This is a genomic window from Pseudomonas yangonensis (assembly GCF_009932725.1).
Lineage (GTDB): Bacteria > Pseudomonadota > Gammaproteobacteria > Pseudomonadales > Pseudomonadaceae > Aquipseudomonas > Aquipseudomonas yangonensis.
Genome location: NZ_BLJU01000003.1, coordinates 553,986 through 570,113 on the forward strand (window position 1 = coordinate 553,986; position 16,128 = coordinate 570,113).

Sequence of the window (16,128 nt, forward strand, 5' to 3'; positions counted from 1 at the left end):
GCGTGGAGCGTAAGTCGCCGCCGATTCAGTACAGGTTTTGCTCGGTCAGGCGCTGTACTACCAGCTTGCGGTAACCCGTAGGCGTCATGCCCTTGAGCTGCTGGAAGCGGCGATTGAAGTTGGAAATGTTGCTGAAGCCGGATTCGAAGCACACTTCGGTTATCGGCTTGTCGCTTTTGCTTAGCAGTTCGCAGGACTTGCTCACGCGCAGGCGATTGACGAACTCGACGAAGCCGCGGCCGGTCGCCTGTTTGAAGAAGCGCGAGAAATAGGTGGGCGTCATGCCCAGGTGCTCTGCGACTTCTTCCTGGCTGATGCCCTGGGCGTAGTGCTGAAAGATATAGTCCACCGCGCGGTTGATGCGCTCGACATGCTGTTCATCGCCGAACTCGGAGGAGGTCACGGTCGAGAGCAACTGGTAATCCTCACTACCGGCCAGCAGCTCCATGAGAATGAAGAAGTGGCCCAGGCGGCTGATGCCTCGGCTGTCTGCAATCTTGCCCAGCAACACGGCGGCCTGGCGAATCACCTGCGGATCGCGAAACTCGATGCCGAACTGCGCGCGGGCCAGCATTGGCTGTAGCCCCTTCAGTTCGGCGAATACTGCGGTGCCGCTTTCCAGCACTTCGTCGGTGAAGTTGACCAGCATGTCGCGGGTCTCGACCACTTCGCCGTCCTCGACCTGGCTGATCCAGTTATGCGGCAGGCCGGGGCCGGTGAGGAACAGGGTGTAGGGCGAGAAATTGCCAATGTAGTCGCCGATGAACACCTTGCCCGAGCTGGCGACGATCAGGTGCAGCTCGTATTCCTTGTGGAAGTGCCAGCGTACCAGCGGCGAGGGAAAGCCGTGCTGACGGTAGATCAGCGAATGGCCTTCGTGGTCGTCCATCAGTTCGTAGGACGGGTCGGCTACGCGAGATGTACGGGTCATGGGCTTGTTTGGCGAATGCGGGAGTCCCCTGTTTTAACATATCGAGCGGCGCGGCCAAGTCAGAGCAGGCTCAATTGCGCACCCGGCGGGCAGAACTGCGAACAGTCCAGCGTAAAACTGTCACGACGGTCCAGGCCAAGCTTGCGCCGCGCCAGGCGGAAACGCTGCTGCAGCAGATCGGCGAACTGGCCCTCGCCGCGCATGCGGCTACCGAAGCGGCTGTCGTAGTTCTTGCCGCCACGACTCTGACGAATCAGGCTCATCACGTGCTCGGCGCGCTCGGGAAAATGCACCCGCAGCCACTCTTCGAACAGATCGGCGATCTCCAGCGGTAAACGCAACAGCACGTAACCGGCCGAACGTGCGCCGGCATCGCGCGCGGCTTCGAGCAGTTGCTCGAGTTCCATGTCGTTGATCATCGGAATCATCGGCGCACACATCACGCTCACCGGCACGCCGGCCTCATGCAGCGTGCGCATGGCGCGCAGACGGGCGGCCGGCGCCGCGGTTCGAGGCTCCATGATGCGTTTCAGCTCGTCGTCCAGGGTGGTCAGGCTGAAGGCCACGCTGACCAGGTTATGGCTGGCCAGTTCGCTGAGCAGGTCGAGGTCGCGCAGAATCAGCGAACCCTTGGTGATGATGTGCAGCGGATGCTTGTAACGCAGCAGTATCTCCAGCGCCTGGCGCGTCAGGCGCTGTTCGCGTTCGATGGGCTGGTAGGCGTCGGTGTTGATACCCAGGGCGATGGGCTGCGGTACGTAGCCGGGCTTCTGCAGTTGCTCTTCGAGGCGCTCGGCCAGGTTGGTCTTGGCGATCAGGCGTGTTTCAAAATCGATGCCCGGCGACAGGTCCCAGTAGGCATGACTCGGTCTGGCGAAGCAGTAGATGCAACCGTGTTCGCAGCCGCGATAGGGGTTCACCGAACGGTCGAAGCCGACGTCCGGGGAGTTGTTGTGGGTTATCGCGGTCTTGGCCTTTTCCTTGCGCACTTCGGTGGCGCGGCTCAGGGGCGTCTCTTCCTGGTACCAACCGTCGTCTTCATGCTCCGAGCGTGTCGGCGCGAAGCGGTTGTGCGGATTGCTGGCGGTGCCACGGCCTCGTGGCGGTAGGCTGGCGGACATGCTCGGACTCCATAAGAATACTGTATAAAAATACAGTTATCTGGAGTCCGAGCAAGTCCCTTCCGTCGCGTGAAGATCAAGCCGCCGCGGTCTGCGGTGCCTCTTCGCGCTTGGCGTAACGCTGCGCCAGCACCGCGCAGACCATCAGCTGGATCTGGTGGAACAGCATCAGCGGCAGAATCAGCACGCCGATGGCGCCGCCAGCGAATAGCACCTGCGCCATGGGCACCCCGGTGGCCAGGCTCTTTTTCGAACCGCAGAAAAGAATGGTGATGCGGTCCTCCAGGCTGAAGCCCAGCCATTTGCCCAGCAAATGAGTCAGCACCAGGGCCAGGGCCAGCAATACGCAGCAGGCGAAGGTCACGGCCAGCAGGGTGAGCAGCGGTACCTCCTGCCACAGGCCGCCGATCACAGCGGCGCTGAAGGCGGTGTAAACCACCAGCAGGATCGAGCTCTGGTCCACGTATTTCAGCCAGCTCTTGTTCTTCGTCACCCAGGCGCCGATCCAGCGCTGGGCGATCTGGCCGAGGACGAACGGCAGCAGCAGTTGCAGGCTGATCTTGCCGATGGCGTCGAGGGTCGAGCCGCTGTCACCCTGCACGCCCATCAGCAGCGCCACCAACAACGGGGTGACGAAGATGCCGAGCAGGCTGGACGCCGCCGCGCTGCAGATGGCTGCCGGGATATTGCCGCGCGCCAGCGAGGTGAAGGCGATGGCCGACTGCACGGTGGCCGGCAGGGCACATAGGTAGAGCATGCCCAGATACAGCTCATTGCCCAGCAACGGCTCCAGCGCCGGCTTGAGCGCAAGGCCGAGCAGCGGGAAGAGTATGAAGGTGCAGGAGAACACCAGCAGGTGCAGGCGCCAGTGTCCGGCGCCTGCGACGATCGCCTGGCGCGACAGCTTGGCGCCATGCAGGAAGAACAGCAGAGCGATGGCCAGGTTGGTGATCCACTCGAAGATCGTTGCGATCTGGCCGCTGGCAGGCAGCAGCGTGGCAGCGAGCACCACGGCAAGCAGAGTCAGGGTGAAGGCATCGGGTAACAGGCGGCGCAGGAACATGGCGAATCTCGGGCTTGCGATACGGAAGGTCGCCACATTATCGTCATCGAGAACTTCCGACTAACGCCAAAGAGCCAGCAAGTGTCGCCAAACAGACATCCAGCAGCCTTCTATCGTAACCTTCCCGAGCTGCCGAGCCTGCCACGGCCGCTGTATGGCCGGGTCGAGTCGCTGACCAACCGGGCGCTGACCTTTCGCCATACGCACCCCTGGGTACAGCTGTCCTATGCCATCGCCGGCGTGCTCGAGGTGCAGACCGCCGGCGCGCGCTTCGTCGCTCCACCGCAGCGCGCGGTGTGGGTGCCGGCCGGCGTCGAGCACCGCGTGTTCAGCTCGCCGCGCACCGAAATGCGTAGCCTGTACATCGATGGCGAAGCGGTACCCTGGGGGCCGGGCGCGTGTCGGGTGCTGGCGGTCAGCCCGCTGCTGCGCGAGCTGATCCGTCGCTTCAGCGCTCTGCCGGCCGAATACGACGAACAGGGCGCGCCGGGCCGGCTGGCCGCGGTGTTGCTGGATGAGCTGCAGGCCGCACCGGAAGTCGCGCTGATGTTGCCGCTGCCACAGGATGCGCGGCTGCGCGAGGTGTGCCAGGGGCTGGAAGATGCCAACCTGCGTCAGCTTGGCCTGGGGGAATGGGCTGCGCGCCTGGGCGTATCGGAAAAGACCCTGAGCCGGCTGTTCCTGCGCGAAACCGGTCTGAGTTTCCGCGCCTGGCGCCAGCGTCAGCGCCTGCTCGATGCGCTGGCGCCGCTGGAGCAGGGCGAACGCGTCACCGACGTGGCGCTGGCCTGTGGTTACGACTCGCTGTCGGCCTTTATCGCTGCCTTTCGCCAGCAGTTCGGCGTAACTCCGGGGGAGTTCTTTCGCGAGTAGCTGTGCCTTGGCGCTTTACTGCAGCTCCACGGCGAGCGCCTTGCCACCGACCTGTTGCCAGGTGCCGCGCAACGTGCCGTCCGCTCGTAGCTGCAGATCGAAGCGGGCCGGCGTGTCGCCGCCTTCCTGCAGGCGCAGGCAGCCGTCGCGCAAATCTCGACCATCCAGCTCGATACGCGTGGCGTACTTGTCGTAGAAGTAGGCGCTGGACTGCGGGCGGCTGTTCTCGCTGGTGCCTACGATCAGGGTGATGGGGTAGCGGCCGTCGATCTTGCCCCAGTACACGCCGCCAGCCTTCAGATCGCCTGGATGCTGGCAGTCACTGCGTCGCTCCAGCAGCAGGCAGCGCCCGTAGGTGCTGAGGTCAGCGTCAAGCTCGGCGTAGGGCACGCGGTTGACGAAGTCGCCGAGGTCATCCAGAGCGCGAGCTGCGTGGGGAGCGCAACCGCCGGCGGTCAGCGTCAGTCGTTGTTTGCCGAGTTGCAGGCGGTCGTAGCGAAGGTCGGCAGCGCTGCGACTGGGCAGGCAATGTCGATACATGCCGCGCTGTTCGTCGCTGTATTCGTCGTGGTCGTCAGGGGAGAGCGATACCTGCTCGTCGCCATATCCGCTAGGGACGGGGATGCCGGCCAGATAGTCTTCGATGCGCTTGCTTCGTTCCCGGCCGATGCGTTCGCCCAGGCGCTGCAGACCGGCCGATGTGAAGAGCTGGCTCAGGCCTATGGGGTGGCCGCTGGCCAGATCGAACAGGTAAGTGACATGGCCCATGCTGGTATAGGCCCCGGTGTATTCGCCGCTGATGGTCAGGGACAGGAAACCTGGTTGTTCGGCATCGATCCGGTAATCCAGGCTATTGGTGCCCCAGATTTCACCTTCCTTCGGCCAGATGCGCTCGAAAGGTGAACGCTCGAAGCGCCCAGGCAGCCCTTCCAGTTCCATGGCGTGCAGGAAAGTGTTGATGCGCCGCACCGCCAGGCTGTCGCCTTGCAGCACGGGGAAGCGATAGGTCGCCCAGTCGCTGCGCTTGGCTTCAAGGTCTTCGAAGCGCAGCTCGGCTGCCACCGGCAAGGCGGCGCTAAGCAGTAAAAGAGAAAGAAAACGCATAAGGCCCTCCATGGCCAGAAGTCGAGTTACTCGCTCGGCTTTTTCAGCTTGGGATTGGGGAAGAACTGCACGGCCTGCACATTGGGATCGGCCGCCTTGGGCTTGAGACCGCTGACGTTGACCCGGGTCGGCAGCTCCTTGGGCACCGAGTTGCCGCGCGCATCGAGGGTGTCGGCGTAGCCGCACTTCACGCATTCGCGGTGCGGTACGCCGTCGACGTTCCACATCTTGATGCTGTCGGTCTCGCTGCACGCCGGGCACACGGCGCCGGCGATAAAGCGTTTCGGGGTGCTGTTCACAGGCGCATCGCTCATGCGGCCTCCTGGCTCAGGCCGAGGTGACGCAACAGGGCATCGATGCTCGGCTCGCGGCCGCGGAAGTCGACGAACAGCACCATGGGTTCCTGCGAACCGCCACGGGCCAGGATGGCTTCGCGGAAGGCGCGGCCGGTATCGGCGTTGAACACGCCTTCTTCCTCGAATTTCGAGAAGGCATCGGCGCTGAGCACTTCGGCCCACTTGTAGCTGTAGTAACCGGCCGCATAGCCGCCGGCGAAAATGTGCGCAAAGCCGTTGGCGAAGCGGTTGTAGGCCGGCGGGCGCAGTACCGAGACTTCGGCGCGCACGCCTTCGAGCACGTCCAGCACGCTGCGACCGTCGCCGTGGCTGGCGTGCAGCTCGAAGTCGAACAGCGAGAACTCCAGCTGACGCACCATCATCAGCCCGGACTGGAAGTTCTTCGCCGCCAGCATCTTGTCCAGCATGGCCTGCGGCAGCGCCTCGCCGGTCTCATGGTGGCCGGAAATCAGCGCCAGGCCTTCGGGCTCCCAGCACCAGTTCTCCATGAACTGGCTGGGCAGCTCGACTGCATCCCAGGCCACGCCGTTGATGCCCGAGGCGCCGGCGTGCTCGACGCGGGTCAGCAGGTGATGCAGGCCATGGCCGAACTCGTGGAACAGGGTGGTGACCTCGTCGTGGGTCAGCAGCGCCGGCTTGCCGCCGACCGGCGGGGTGAAGTTGCACACCAGGTTGGCCACCGGGGCGATCAGCTTGCCCTGGGTGTCGCGGCGCTTGTCGCGGGCGCCGTCCATCCAGGCACCGCCACGCTTGTTGGCGCGGGCGTAGAGGTCGAAGAAGAAGCGGCCGACGTGCTGGCCGTTCTCGCTGATCTCGAACAGGCGCACGTCCGGGTGCCAGGTGTCGAAGTCTTTCAGCTCGCGAATCTCGATGCCGTAGAGCTTCTGCACGATGGCGAACAGGCCGTTGAGCACCTTGTCCACCGGGAACCAGGCGCGTACTTCTTCCTGGGAGATGCTGTAGCGCTGCTGGCGCAGCTTCTCGCTGTAGTAGCCGACGTCCCAGCTTTGCAGGTCATTCAGGCCCTGTTCGGCGGCGAAGGCTTTCAGTTCGGCCAGGTCCTGCTCGGCGAAGGGCTTGCTGCGCACCGCCAGGTCGCGCAGGAAGCTCAGCACCTGATCGGTGGACTCGGCCATCTTGCTGGCCAGGCTCAGCTCGCTGTAGTTGGTGAAGCCGAGCAGGCGTGCCATTTCCTGGCGCAGGTCGAGAATCTCGGCCATCAGCGGGCCGTTGTCGTTCTGCCCGGCGTTCGGCCCCTGGTCGGAGGCGCGGGTGCAGTAGGCGGCATACACCTCTTCGCGCAGGGCGCGGTCGTCGGCGTAGGTCATCACCGCGTAGTAGCTGGGGAACTCCAGGGTGATCAGCCAGCCGTCCAGGCCCTTGGCCTCGGCAGCCTGCTTCATCTGCGCCTTGGCCGAATCGGTCAGGCCGCTCAGGCGCGCTTCGTCGGTGACGTGCTTGGTCCAGGCCTGGGTGGCGTCGAGCAGCTGGTTGGAGAACTTGCTGGTCAGCTCGGACAGGCGCATCTGGATTTCGCCGTAGCGCTTCTGCTGCTCGGCCGGCAGGTCGATACCGGAGAGGCGGAAATCGCGCAGGGCGTGTTCGAGGATGGTCTTCTGCGCCACGTCGAAATCGGCGGCCGCCGGGCTCTGCGCCAGCGCCTCGTAGGCCTGGAACAGCGGCTTGTTCTGGCCCATTTCGGTCCAGTACTCGGACAGCTTGGGCAGGCAGGCCTCATAGGCGGCGCGCAGCTCAGGACTGTTGCACACCGAGTTGAGATGGCTCACCGGGCTCCAGGCGCGGCCCAGGCGTGCGCCCAGTTCGTCCAGTGCCAGCACCAGGCCCTCCCAGCTCGGATTGGTCTGCTGCTGTTCAAGCAGCTTGGCGATGGCCGCGCGGCTGTCGGCCAGGATCTGGTCGACGGCGGGCTCGACGTGCTCGGGTTTGATCTGCGAGTAGGGCGGCAGGTCGAAGTCTTGCAGCAGGGGATTGTTCGCGGTCACGACGAGGCACCTGTGGCGAAGGAAGAGAGGCTGCGCCGGGGAAAATCCCAGGGCGATTGCAGTCGATATGGGGGCCATCTTAATTACAATCAAGCTTTCCCGCAGCCCAGGAGCCTCTATCGTGGCGATTCGCAAATACCAGCAACACCTCCCGCAACTGGGCGCGCGCGTCTTCGTCGATGCCTCTGCCGTGGTGATCGGCGACGTGGAGCTGGGGGAGGACAGCTCGGTGTGGCCGCTGACCGTGATTCGCGGCGATATGCACCGCATCCGCATCGGCGCGCGCACCAGCGTGCAGGACGGCAGCGTGCTGCACATTACCCACGCCGGCCCGTTCAACCCTGATGGCTATCCGCTGATCATCGGCGACGAAGTGACCGTCGGGCACAAGGTCACCCTGCATGGCTGCACCCTGGGCAACCGCATCCTGGTCGGCATGGGCAGCATCGTCATGGACGGCGCGGTGGTCGAGGACGAAGTGATCATCGGCGCGGGTTCTCTGGTGCCGCCGGGCAAGCGCCTGGAAAGCGGCTACCTGTACGTCGGCAGCCCGGTGAAACAGGCACGTGCGCTGACCGACAAGGAGCGCAACTTTTTCAGCTACACAGCGGGCAACTACGTGAAGCTCAAGGACCAGCATCTGGCCGAAGGTTACGACCAGTGAGTGGCGAACTGATCATCCGCCCCATCGAGGTGGCCGATTTCGACCAGGTCTGGCCGATCATCCGTGACGTGGTGCAGGCGCAGGAAACCTACGCCTTCGACCCCGACATGGATCGCGACACGGCCTGGAAACTCTGGGTCGAACTGCCGCGCGCCACCTTCGTCGCCGAACAGGATGGGCAGATTCTCGGCACCTACTACATCAAGGCCAATGCCGCAGGTCCCGGCGACCATGTGTGCAACTGCGGCTATATGACCGCTCCGGCTGCACGCGGTCGCGGCATCGCCGGCCGGCTCTGCGCCCATTCGCTGGAAGTGGCGCGCGAACTGGATTTCAGCGCCATGCAGTTCAACAGCGTGGTGGCCACCAACACGGTGGCCGTGGCGCTATGGCAGAAGCACGGTTTCGAGATAGTCGGCACCTTACCCAAGGTCTACCGTCACGCCAGGCATGGGTTGGTGGATTGCTATGTGATGTTTCGCGCGCTGGGTGTGTGAGGCCCGGGCTGCCTGCACGGCAGTGAAGTTCACCGTCAACGTCGGGCGCCGCTGGGTGCATTTCTGAGCTGCCTACACGGCAGTGAAGGGCCAGGCCCAGGCCGGGACCAGCTTGAGCCATTTCTGAGCTGCCTACACGGCAGTGAAGTTTCTGGCGATAGATCAACGATTGACGGTGACTTTCTGAGCTGCCTACACGGCAGTGAAGGCCTGCGATACGCCAGCGAGCAGCCGCTCGGCTTTCTGAGCTGCCTACACGGCAGTGAAGGCGCAACGGCGCGTACGGCGCGGCCAGCAACTTTTCTGAGCTGCCTACACGGCAGTGAAGGGCGGGCACTTCGCCGTTGTCGCTCCGGTGCTTTTCTGAGCTGCCTACACGGCAGTGAAGCAAGGTCACGGCCGCACGGTCCATCGGGTGCAGTTTCTGAGCTGCCTACACGGCAGTGAAGTGCGGCATCCCAGGAATCGAAATGGGGATAGATTTCTGAGCTGCCGAATAGGCAGCTCAGAAATAGAGATATTCCCGGTGTACAGCGCGACTCTGCTTCACTGCCGAATAGGCAGCTCAGAAAGGCTCGCGAGCGCGGCTCATAACACCGCTGAACTTCACTGCCGAATAGGCAGCTCAGAAATAAAACTCCAGGTAGTACTGCAAGGGCTTAACCTCCACTGCCGAATAGGCAGCTCAGCAATTTCGTCGCGGTGTTTTTGCCGGCGTGCCCGCTTGTGAATCGGGTGACAGCGACATGCCCGGCTTTGGCACGGTCCGCGCTCGGGATGGCGCGGCGTTGGGTGGCGCCGGCAATTGCCTTATGCTGTGTGCCCCCCGAACTGCCGAAGCCTGAAGCCTCATGCATCACTCCACCATCCTATTCGACCTCGACGGCACCCTCACCGACCCGCGCGAGGGCATCACCCGTTCGGTGCAGTACGCCCTGGCCAAGTTGGGGATCGATGAGCCGGATCTGACCGCGCTGGAGCACTTCATCGGCCCGCCCTTGCTGCAGTGCTTCATGGCGACCTATGCGCTGGACGAGGCCACCGGCTGGCAGGCGGTGAATCATTACCGCGAGCGCTTCCGGGTCACCGGTCTCTACGAGAATCGCGTGTTCGAGGGTGTCGAGGCGCTGCTCGAAGCATTGGTGGCGCAGGGGCGTACGCTGTATATCGCCACCAGCAAACCGACGGTATTCGCCGAGGAAATCGCCCGGCATTTCGGTTTCGATCGCTACTTCAAGCGCATCTATGGCAGTGAGCTGGATGGCACGCGCACCAACAAGGTGGAGCTGCTGGCACATCTTCTGGAGTCGGAACAGGTGGCGCCTGACTCGGCGCTAATGATCGGTGATCGCAAGCACGACCTGATCGGCGCGCGCAGCAATGGTTTGCAGGCTGTGGCGGTGGGCTATGGCTTCGGCAGCCGTGAGGAGCTCGTCGGCGAGGCGCCGGCCTTTCATTTCGAGACGCTGGAAGAGATGCACCGGGCGTTCGGCTGCTGAGAACTGTAGGAGCGAGCTCTGCTCGCGAATGAATGAAAGCGAAAGCTTCGCTAGCAAGCTCGCTCCTACCGGGGTGTATCAGCCGTTACGCTGATAAATGATCTTCTTGGTGCCGCCGTCGCAGCTGCCGACAACCATGCTCTGATCCTGAACTTCGTCGTTGGGCACGATTTCCAGGGTGTAACTGGGCACATTGTTGGCCTGAATCTTCGTTTCGATTTCCTGCTTGAGTTCTTCGCAGGGCTTGGGCGCGGCCAGCGCGCCGCCAGCCAGAAGCATCAGGGCCAGGGCGGGAATCAGTCGTTGCATCGCTTGTACCTCCAGTGTTGGGCGAAACCTGAGTAGGTTGGACTGGCAATTTGCCCAGCAGTTCTAGTCGTTTTGCAGCAGGCTTTCCAACCTGGCCCGACGATCCGCTTCGGGCTGGCGACCGAGCGCAGCGACTGCTGCGTAGAACGCGCGCCAATCTCGTCCTTGCTCCTCGAACAGCGCAGCGAAAGCCGGCACCCACTGGTCATAGAGGCCGAAGGGCAGCAGCTTGGCGTTGTTCAGCGGGCCTTCGATCCAGGCGTCATAGCGGCCCTGACCCCCCCATTGTTGGCGCATGGCGCGGTAGTCGTGGCGCAGGCGCTCGAACTCGGCCTGCTTGGCGGCGCGCATGGCTTGCTCCGGCAGCTCGCTGGCATAGAGCTGCTTGAGGCGCTCGCGACTGGCCAGCACCAGTTCGATGAACTGCTGGCGCTGACGGTCATCGCTGGCTGGCGGCGTTTCACCACGGGCCGCGTGCCACTGGCGCAGCCCCTCGCGCTCGACGAAGGTGGCGAAGGACTCGTTGAAGGCGGTATCCCCCGGCAGGTAATACTGCTGGTGCGCCAGTTCGTGGAAGATCACCGCGATGAAGCGTTCGTCGCTCCAGCGCAGCATGGTGCTGAGCAGCGGATCGTCGAACCAGCCCAGGGTCGAGTAGGCCTCCACGCCGCCGATGTAGGTATCCAGCCCCTGCTGGCGCAGCAGTGCAGCGGCGCCGCGTGCCCGGCCCTGCTGGTAGTAGCCGCGATAGGCGACGCAGCCGGCGATGGGAAAGCAGTGCAGCTCGGGCTCGAGGGAAAACTCCGGCGTGGCGAACACATTCCACACCACGAAGGGGCGCTCAAGGTCGGCGTATAGCCGATAACTACGGTTTTCAGGCAACTGCAACTGCGTGCTGGCGAAGTCGCGTGCCTGCTGGCTCAGCGCCAGGCGCCTGGCCAGATCAGGATCGGTGGCAGGGTCTTGGAGCATGCGTTCGACGGGCTGGCGCGCCTGCAGCAGCTGCCATTGGCCCTGGCCGAGATGCGCGTAGTAATCGACGGTCGAGCAGCCGCCCAGCAGCAGGGCGAGCAGGGGAACCGCGATGCGGCGTAACAGGTCGATAGGGCAGGCGTTGGGCATGCCGTCACGCTAGCTGATCGCGTGGGTTGTCTCCAGCCCCTTTCGCCTCGGTTTTGCCGGCTTCCCGGTGTAGGCTGGTATCCGAACCCTTATCGGAGGTCGCCATGCGCGCCCTGCTTCTCGCTCCCGCCCTGATACTGCTCGGGGCCTGCGCTTCACCCCTGCCCAAGCCCGATCCGCAGCAGGCCTGGGTCGAACTGTATTCCACTGCCGACACCCTGCTGATGGCTGATCGTCTGGACGACAAGCGCTGGCCGGATGGCCGTTACTTTCAGGTGACGCCGGGCCAGCATGAGCTGCAAACGCGCTTTCAGTTCGAGGTGCGCAGCGGGGCGACCCTGGGCATGCAGAGCGAACCGCTGCGCATGACCTGCGAGATTCGCCTGCGCTATGACGACTTCGCCGCGGGCCGGCGTTATCGCCTCGAGGCGCGCCAGCAACTGATGAAGGCGCAGGCCTGGCTGTATGACGAGCAGCGCAACGTGCTGGCACGTGGCGAGGTGCTGCGCTGCGGCACGGCGATCTGAGGCGGCACGGCGCACCCCACTGAGCGTCGGGTGCGTCGCCGGGGTTGGCTCAGGCTTCGAGTATGCCTTCCAGGGTGATGGTCGCCTTGAGCACCTTGGACACCGGGCAGCCGGTCTTGGCCGCTTCCACGGCTTTCTCGAAGGCAGAGCGCTCGGCGCCCGGAATCTTTGCGCGCAGAGTCAGGTGCACCGCGCTGATTTCGAAGCCGCCATCGACCTTGTCCAGGGTCACCTGCGCCGTGGTTTCGATGCTCTCGGCGGTCATGCCGGCTTCGCCCAGCTCTTTGGACAGGGCCATGGAAAAACAGCCGGCGTGGGCGGCACCGATCAGCTCTTCGGGGTTGGTGCCGGGCTTGTCCTCGAAACGGGTGTTGAAGCCGTAAGGGGAATCCTTGAGCGCGCCGCTCTGGGTGGAGATGGTGCCCTTGCCGTCCTTGATGCCGCCCTGCCAGTGGGCCGAAGCTGTCTTCTTCATATGCGTCTCCCAATGAGTGAACGAGGCCGCCGATCTGGCGGCCTGCTCTGTTTCAGAGGGTTGTCACGCTTACAAGTTCTGCTAGCCGCGTTGCAGCTCGGCCAGAATGTCGAAGGCGTGCAGGCGGTCGGCGAAGTCGTACATGTCGCAGGTGAAGATCAGTTCATCCGCCTCGGTTTGTTCGAGCAATTGTTCCAGGCGCTGGCGTACGGTCTGCGGCCCACCGATGGCGGCCAGGCCGAGAAACTCGCTGACGGCCTGGCGCTCATGCGGCAGCCACAAGCCTTCCATGCTCGCCACTGGCGCGCGCTGCACCAGACTCTGGCCGCGGATCAACGCGAGGATGCGCTGGAACGCCGAGGTGGCCAGATGCTGCGCCTGCTCGTCGCTGTCGGCTGCCAGCAGCGGCACGCCGAGCATCACGTAGGGCTTGTCCAGCACGTCCGAGGGGCGGAAGTGGTTGCGGTAGATGCGGATCGCCTCATGCAGATAGCGCGGCGCGAAGTGCGAGGCGAAGGCGTAGGGCAGCCCTTTCATGCCGGCCAGCTGGGCGCTGAACAGGCTGGAGCCGAGCAGCCAGATCGGCACATTGGTGCCGGTGCCGGGCATGGCGATCACTCGTTGCCCTTCCTGTCGCGGGCCGAGGTAGGTCTGCAGCTCCTCGACGTCATTGGGGAAGTCGTCGGCGCTGCCATCGCGGCTGCGGCGCAGGGCATGGGCGGTGTACTGGTCGGCACCGGGCGCGCGGCCCAGACCCAGTTCGATCCGTCCGGGGTAGAGCGTGGCGAGCGTGCCGAACTGTTCGGCAATCACCAGTGGCGCATGGTTGGGCAGCATCACCCCGCCGGCGCCGAGGCGGATTCTCGAGGTGCCGGCAGCGAGATAGCCAAGCAGGACGGACGTGGCGGAGCTGGCGATGCCGTCCATGTTGTGGTGTTCGGCCACCCAGAAGCGCTCGAAGCCGAGGCTTTCGACGTGCCGGGCCAGCGCCAGTGAATTGTGCAGGGCCTGGGCGGCATCGCCGTCATCGCGGATAGGCGCCAGGTCGAGGGTGGAGAGCTTGATGGAGGCCAGTCGGCTCATGGGGAGTCTCCTCGTTGCATGGCCGGCTACTCTAACCCCTTGGCTCGCGGCCGCGCACGTGATGCGCAGGGATAGTCATCATCGACGCGGATAATGTGCCGGCGCGAGCGGCGCGTTATGCCTGTATTCCCTCTGCGCGCAGCGGACACCACAGGCCATCGAAGCAGTCCTCGCCGCTGAGCAGGCGCTGCAACTCATGCGGTGCACGCGGCCGGCCGAACCAGTAACCCTGCGCATAGTGGCAACCTTCGTTGCAGAGAAAATCGAGCTGCGCCTGCTTTTCCACGCCCTCGGCCACCACCGCCAGGCCCAGGCTGCGGCCGAGGCCGATGATCGCCCGGCTGATGGCCAGCGACTCGCTGTCCTGCGGTGCGCCGGCGATGAAGCTCTTGTCCACCTTGATGATGTGCAGCGGGAAGCGCTTGAGGTAGCCGAGCGAGGAGTAGCCGGTGCCGAAGTCGTCCAGCGCCAGTTGGATGCCGAGGCTGGCCAGCTCACGCAGGCAAGCCAGGTTCTGCGCGCTGTCTTCCATCAACTGGCTTTCGGTGATTTCCAGCACCAGGCTCGACGGCGGCAGCCCGCTGTGCCTGAGGATATCGGCGACGCGCGCAGCGAAATCGCTCTGCTGCAACTGGCGGCTGGACAGGTTGACCGAGCAGCGCAAGTGCGGCTGCCCACTCAGCTGCCAGTTGCGCACCTGGCTGCACGCCTGCTGCAGCACCCAGTCGCCGACTGCAAGGATTTCGCCGGACTCTTCCAGGCAAGGGATGAACTCCAACGGTGAGATTTCACGGCCTTGATGCTGCCAGCGCAGCAGTGCTTCCACCCCGATCAGCCGCGGCTGGTTGCCGTCCAGCTGGCAGATCGGCTGGTACACCAGGCGCAGCTCGCCGCGCGTGCTGGCCTGGGCGAGGGCGCTTTGCAGTTCCAGCTGGCGTTGCGCCTGCTGCTGCAGCTCGCTGCTGTAGCGGGCAAATTGCGCCTTGCCCGCGCTCTTAGCGCGGTATAACGCCAGATCGGCGGCCTGCAGCGGGTCCAGTGGCTGACCGCATTCCTGCAGGCCGGCGATGCCGATGCTGGCACTGACCGACAAGGTCTGCTCCGGTAGCCGCAGCGGTGTGTGCAGACTGTCGAGCATGCGTTGGGCGACCCGTTCGGCGTCGCCCATGCAGGCCAGGTCGTCGAGCAGGGCGACGAACTCGTCACCGCCGAAGCGCGCCAGATGATCGCCCGGGCGCAGGCAGTGGCTGAGGCGTTCGGCCACTTCCACCAGCACCCGGTCGCCGGCCTGGTGGCCGAGGCTGTCGTTGATCAGCTTGAAGCGATCGAGGTCGATGAACAGCAGCGCAGCCTCGCGGGCGCCGGGACGCTGGCGGCGCTGCACCGCCTGTTGCAGCAGCTCGCTGAGGCGGGCGCGGTTGGCCAGGCCGGTGAGCGGATCGTGGCGCGCGGCATGGTGCAGTTGCTCCTCGGCGGCGCGGCGCTGGCTGATGTCGCTCTGCGAGCCGGCCATGCGGCGCAGGCCGCTGCTGCAGGTATCGGCGACGCCGCGCACCAGCACCCAGAGGTAGCTGCCGTCGCGGCGGCGAATGCGGTACTCGTGGTGCAGGAAGGGCGACAGGCCGCGCAGGTGGTTGTCGATGGCCTGGCGCAGGCCGGGCAGATCATCACTGTGTACGCGGCTGAACCAGCTCTGGCTGGTGGGCGATAGGCTGTCTCGGTCAAGGTCGAGCATGCGAATCCAGCGCTCGGAGAGGTACAGCTGATCCTGCTCCAGCTGCCATTCCCACAGGCCGTCGTTGGCGCCACGCATGGCACGGGCATAGCGTGCCTCGCTGTCCTGCAGCGCCTTGCGCTGGGCGGCGCCGTAGCTGTCCAGGGCCAGGCCGACGTCGAAGAACACCTTCTTGATCAGGCTGGAGAAGCAGTCGCTGGCCACCGATGAGCCGAACAGTTCGCTGAGCAGACGATCCAGGTACAGGCGATAGGCGCCAAGGTACCACTTCAGATCGACCCCCACGCGCTGGTGGACCCAGCCGATGCGCAGCCGCTCCAGCACGTAGGCTTCATCCGGCGGGCTTTGCCAGAGGCCGCGGTAGTACTCGGCCTGACTTCGCTTGAGGCGTTCGATGACGGCCCTGTCGCCGAGAATGGCTGTTGGCGCCGGGTAGTCGGCCAGTTCCTGATAAAGGCTGTCGACGAAGTTCCGGTTGGCGCGTTCGACGCGCTGCGCATAACGCGCCAGACGCTCGTTGTCAGCCTGACGCCAGTCGAGAAAACGCAGGCGCTGCCGCAGCTCTTCCGGATCCGGGGCGATGTGTTGGAGCAGTTCCTGGAATTCTTGTTCGTTGCCCATCTCAGCCTCGTGCTTTTCCTCGGCGCAAAAAAAAGCGCCGCCGGCCGCGCTTCCCGAAGGAAGGCGGCCAGCGGCGCTCTGTCTTGCAGGCCCTGTGTCCTGCCCGGCAAAGCCGGTCTCCGCGCGGGGGCGGAACCTAATAGGC

16 protein-coding genes and 1 CRISPR repeat array are annotated in these 16,128 nt (G+C 64.5%); of the genes, 5 read left to right on the plus strand and 11 right to left on the minus strand.

Translation table 11 applies throughout. The annotated features are described in order from the left end of the window. Positions 1-25: 25 nt before the first annotated feature. The 3 genes from GYB81_RS08100 to GYB81_RS08110 all read right to left on the minus strand — a co-directional run bounded on the left by GYB81_RS08100 (position 26) and on the right by GYB81_RS08110 (position 3,115). Positions 26-931, minus strand: a complete 906-nt coding sequence (locus GYB81_RS08100) for an AraC family transcriptional regulator (RefSeq protein ID WP_161866741.1) — start codon at positions 929-931, stop codon at positions 26-28. A gap of 59 nt (positions 932-990) precedes the next feature. Further along, positions 991-2,052, minus strand: a complete 1,062-nt coding sequence (locus tag GYB81_RS08105) for a PA0069 family radical SAM protein (protein ID WP_161866740.1) — start codon at positions 2,050-2,052, stop codon at positions 991-993. A 76-nt stretch (positions 2,053-2,128) separates the two neighbouring features. Beyond that, positions 2,129-3,115 (minus strand): bile acid:sodium symporter family protein, encoded by a 987-nt coding sequence (locus GYB81_RS08110; protein ID WP_161866739.1) that lies wholly within the window; start codon positions 3,113-3,115, stop codon positions 2,129-2,131. An 81-nt stretch (positions 3,116-3,196) separates the two neighbouring features. On the opposite strand from GYB81_RS08110, the gene GYB81_RS08115 reads away from it, so the two are divergent. Further along, the gene (locus GYB81_RS08115; protein WP_161866738.1) at positions 3,197-3,988 is read left to right on the plus strand and encodes an AraC family transcriptional regulator; all 792 of its coding nucleotides are present in this window, start codon (positions 3,197-3,199) and stop codon (positions 3,986-3,988) included. Positions 3,989-4,003: 15 nt separating this feature from the next. Here the strand turns inward: GYB81_RS08115 and GYB81_RS08120 are convergent, their stop codons facing one another. Genes GYB81_RS08120 through prlC form a run of 3 tightly spaced genes read right to left on the minus strand, consistent with a single transcriptional unit; the run spans position 4,004 to position 7,451 of the window. Beyond that, the gene (locus tag GYB81_RS08120; RefSeq protein WP_161866737.1) at positions 4,004-5,092 is read right to left on the minus strand and encodes a DUF3298 domain-containing protein; all 1,089 of its coding nucleotides are present in this window, start codon (positions 5,090-5,092) and stop codon (positions 4,004-4,006) included. 26 nt (positions 5,093-5,118) lie between these two features. Then, positions 5,119-5,406, minus strand: a complete 288-nt coding sequence (locus tag GYB81_RS08125; RefSeq protein ID WP_003241128.1) for a YheV family putative zinc ribbon protein — start codon at positions 5,404-5,406, stop codon at positions 5,119-5,121. Continuing rightward, a complete protein-coding gene (gene prlC / locus GYB81_RS08130) occupies positions 5,403-7,451 on the minus strand; it encodes an oligopeptidase A (protein WP_161866736.1) in 2,049 nt (682 codons plus the stop codon). Before prlC ends, GYB81_RS08125 begins: the two co-directional genes overlap by 4 nt. Positions 7,452-7,572: 121 nt before the next feature. Here prlC and GYB81_RS08135 point away from each other — a divergent pair, with 121 nt between their 5' ends. The 3 genes from GYB81_RS08135 (at position 7,573) to GYB81_RS08145 (ending at position 10,111) form a co-directional block, all read left to right on the plus strand. Then, positions 7,573-8,115: a gamma carbonic anhydrase family protein gene (locus tag GYB81_RS08135; RefSeq protein WP_161866735.1), complete on the plus strand. Its 543-nt coding sequence runs from the start codon at positions 7,573-7,575 to the stop codon at positions 8,113-8,115. Beyond that, a complete protein-coding gene (locus GYB81_RS08140; protein WP_178101867.1) occupies positions 8,112-8,612 on the plus strand; it encodes a GNAT family N-acetyltransferase in 501 nt (166 codons plus the stop codon). The genes GYB81_RS08135 and GYB81_RS08140 overlap by 4 nt, the downstream gene beginning before the upstream one ends. A 60-nt stretch (positions 8,613-8,672) precedes the next feature. Then, positions 8,673-9,061: a CRISPR direct-repeat array (repeat unit 28 nt; unit sequence TTTCTGAGCTGCCTACACGGCAGTGAAG). Between the two features lie 402 nt (positions 9,062-9,463). After that, positions 9,464-10,111 carry an HAD family hydrolase gene (locus GYB81_RS08145; protein ID WP_161897780.1) on the plus strand — a complete coding sequence of 216 codons (648 nt, stop codon included), beginning with the start codon at positions 9,464-9,466 and terminating at the stop codon, positions 10,109-10,111. A gap of 78 nt (positions 10,112-10,189) precedes the next feature. On the opposite strand, the gene GYB81_RS08150 is transcribed toward GYB81_RS08145, so the two are convergent. After that, positions 10,190-10,420 carry a DUF1161 domain-containing protein gene (locus GYB81_RS08150; RefSeq protein WP_161866733.1) on the minus strand — a complete coding sequence of 77 codons (231 nt, stop codon included), beginning with the start codon at positions 10,418-10,420 and terminating at the stop codon, positions 10,190-10,192. 63 nt (positions 10,421-10,483) lie between these two features. Beyond that, a complete protein-coding gene (locus GYB81_RS08155; protein ID WP_161897781.1) occupies positions 10,484-11,542 on the minus strand; it encodes an aminopeptidase in 1,059 nt (352 codons plus the stop codon). Positions 11,543-11,646: 104 nt separating this feature from the next. Here GYB81_RS08155 and GYB81_RS08160 point away from each other — a divergent pair, with 104 nt between their 5' ends. Further along, positions 11,647-12,069 (plus strand): PA0061/PA0062 family lipoprotein, encoded by a 423-nt coding sequence (locus tag GYB81_RS08160; RefSeq protein WP_161897782.1) that lies wholly within the window; start codon positions 11,647-11,649, stop codon positions 12,067-12,069. Between the two features lie 49 nt (positions 12,070-12,118). On the opposite strand, the gene GYB81_RS08165 is transcribed toward GYB81_RS08160, so the two are convergent. From GYB81_RS08165 to GYB81_RS08175, 3 genes are all read right to left on the minus strand, one after another. Beyond that, entirely contained in the window at positions 12,119-12,544 is a 426-nt protein-coding gene (locus GYB81_RS08165) for an OsmC family protein (RefSeq protein ID WP_161866730.1), read from the minus strand. An 81-nt stretch (positions 12,545-12,625) separates the two neighbouring features. Then, a complete protein-coding gene (locus GYB81_RS08170; RefSeq protein WP_161866729.1) occupies positions 12,626-13,627 on the minus strand; it encodes an LLM class flavin-dependent oxidoreductase in 1,002 nt (333 codons plus the stop codon). A 115-nt stretch (positions 13,628-13,742) separates the two neighbouring features. Then, complete coding sequence (locus GYB81_RS08175) at positions 13,743-15,983, minus strand: putative bifunctional diguanylate cyclase/phosphodiesterase (protein ID WP_161897783.1); 2,241 nt, start codon at positions 15,981-15,983, stop codon at positions 13,743-13,745. Positions 15,984-16,128: the final 145 nt, after the last annotated feature.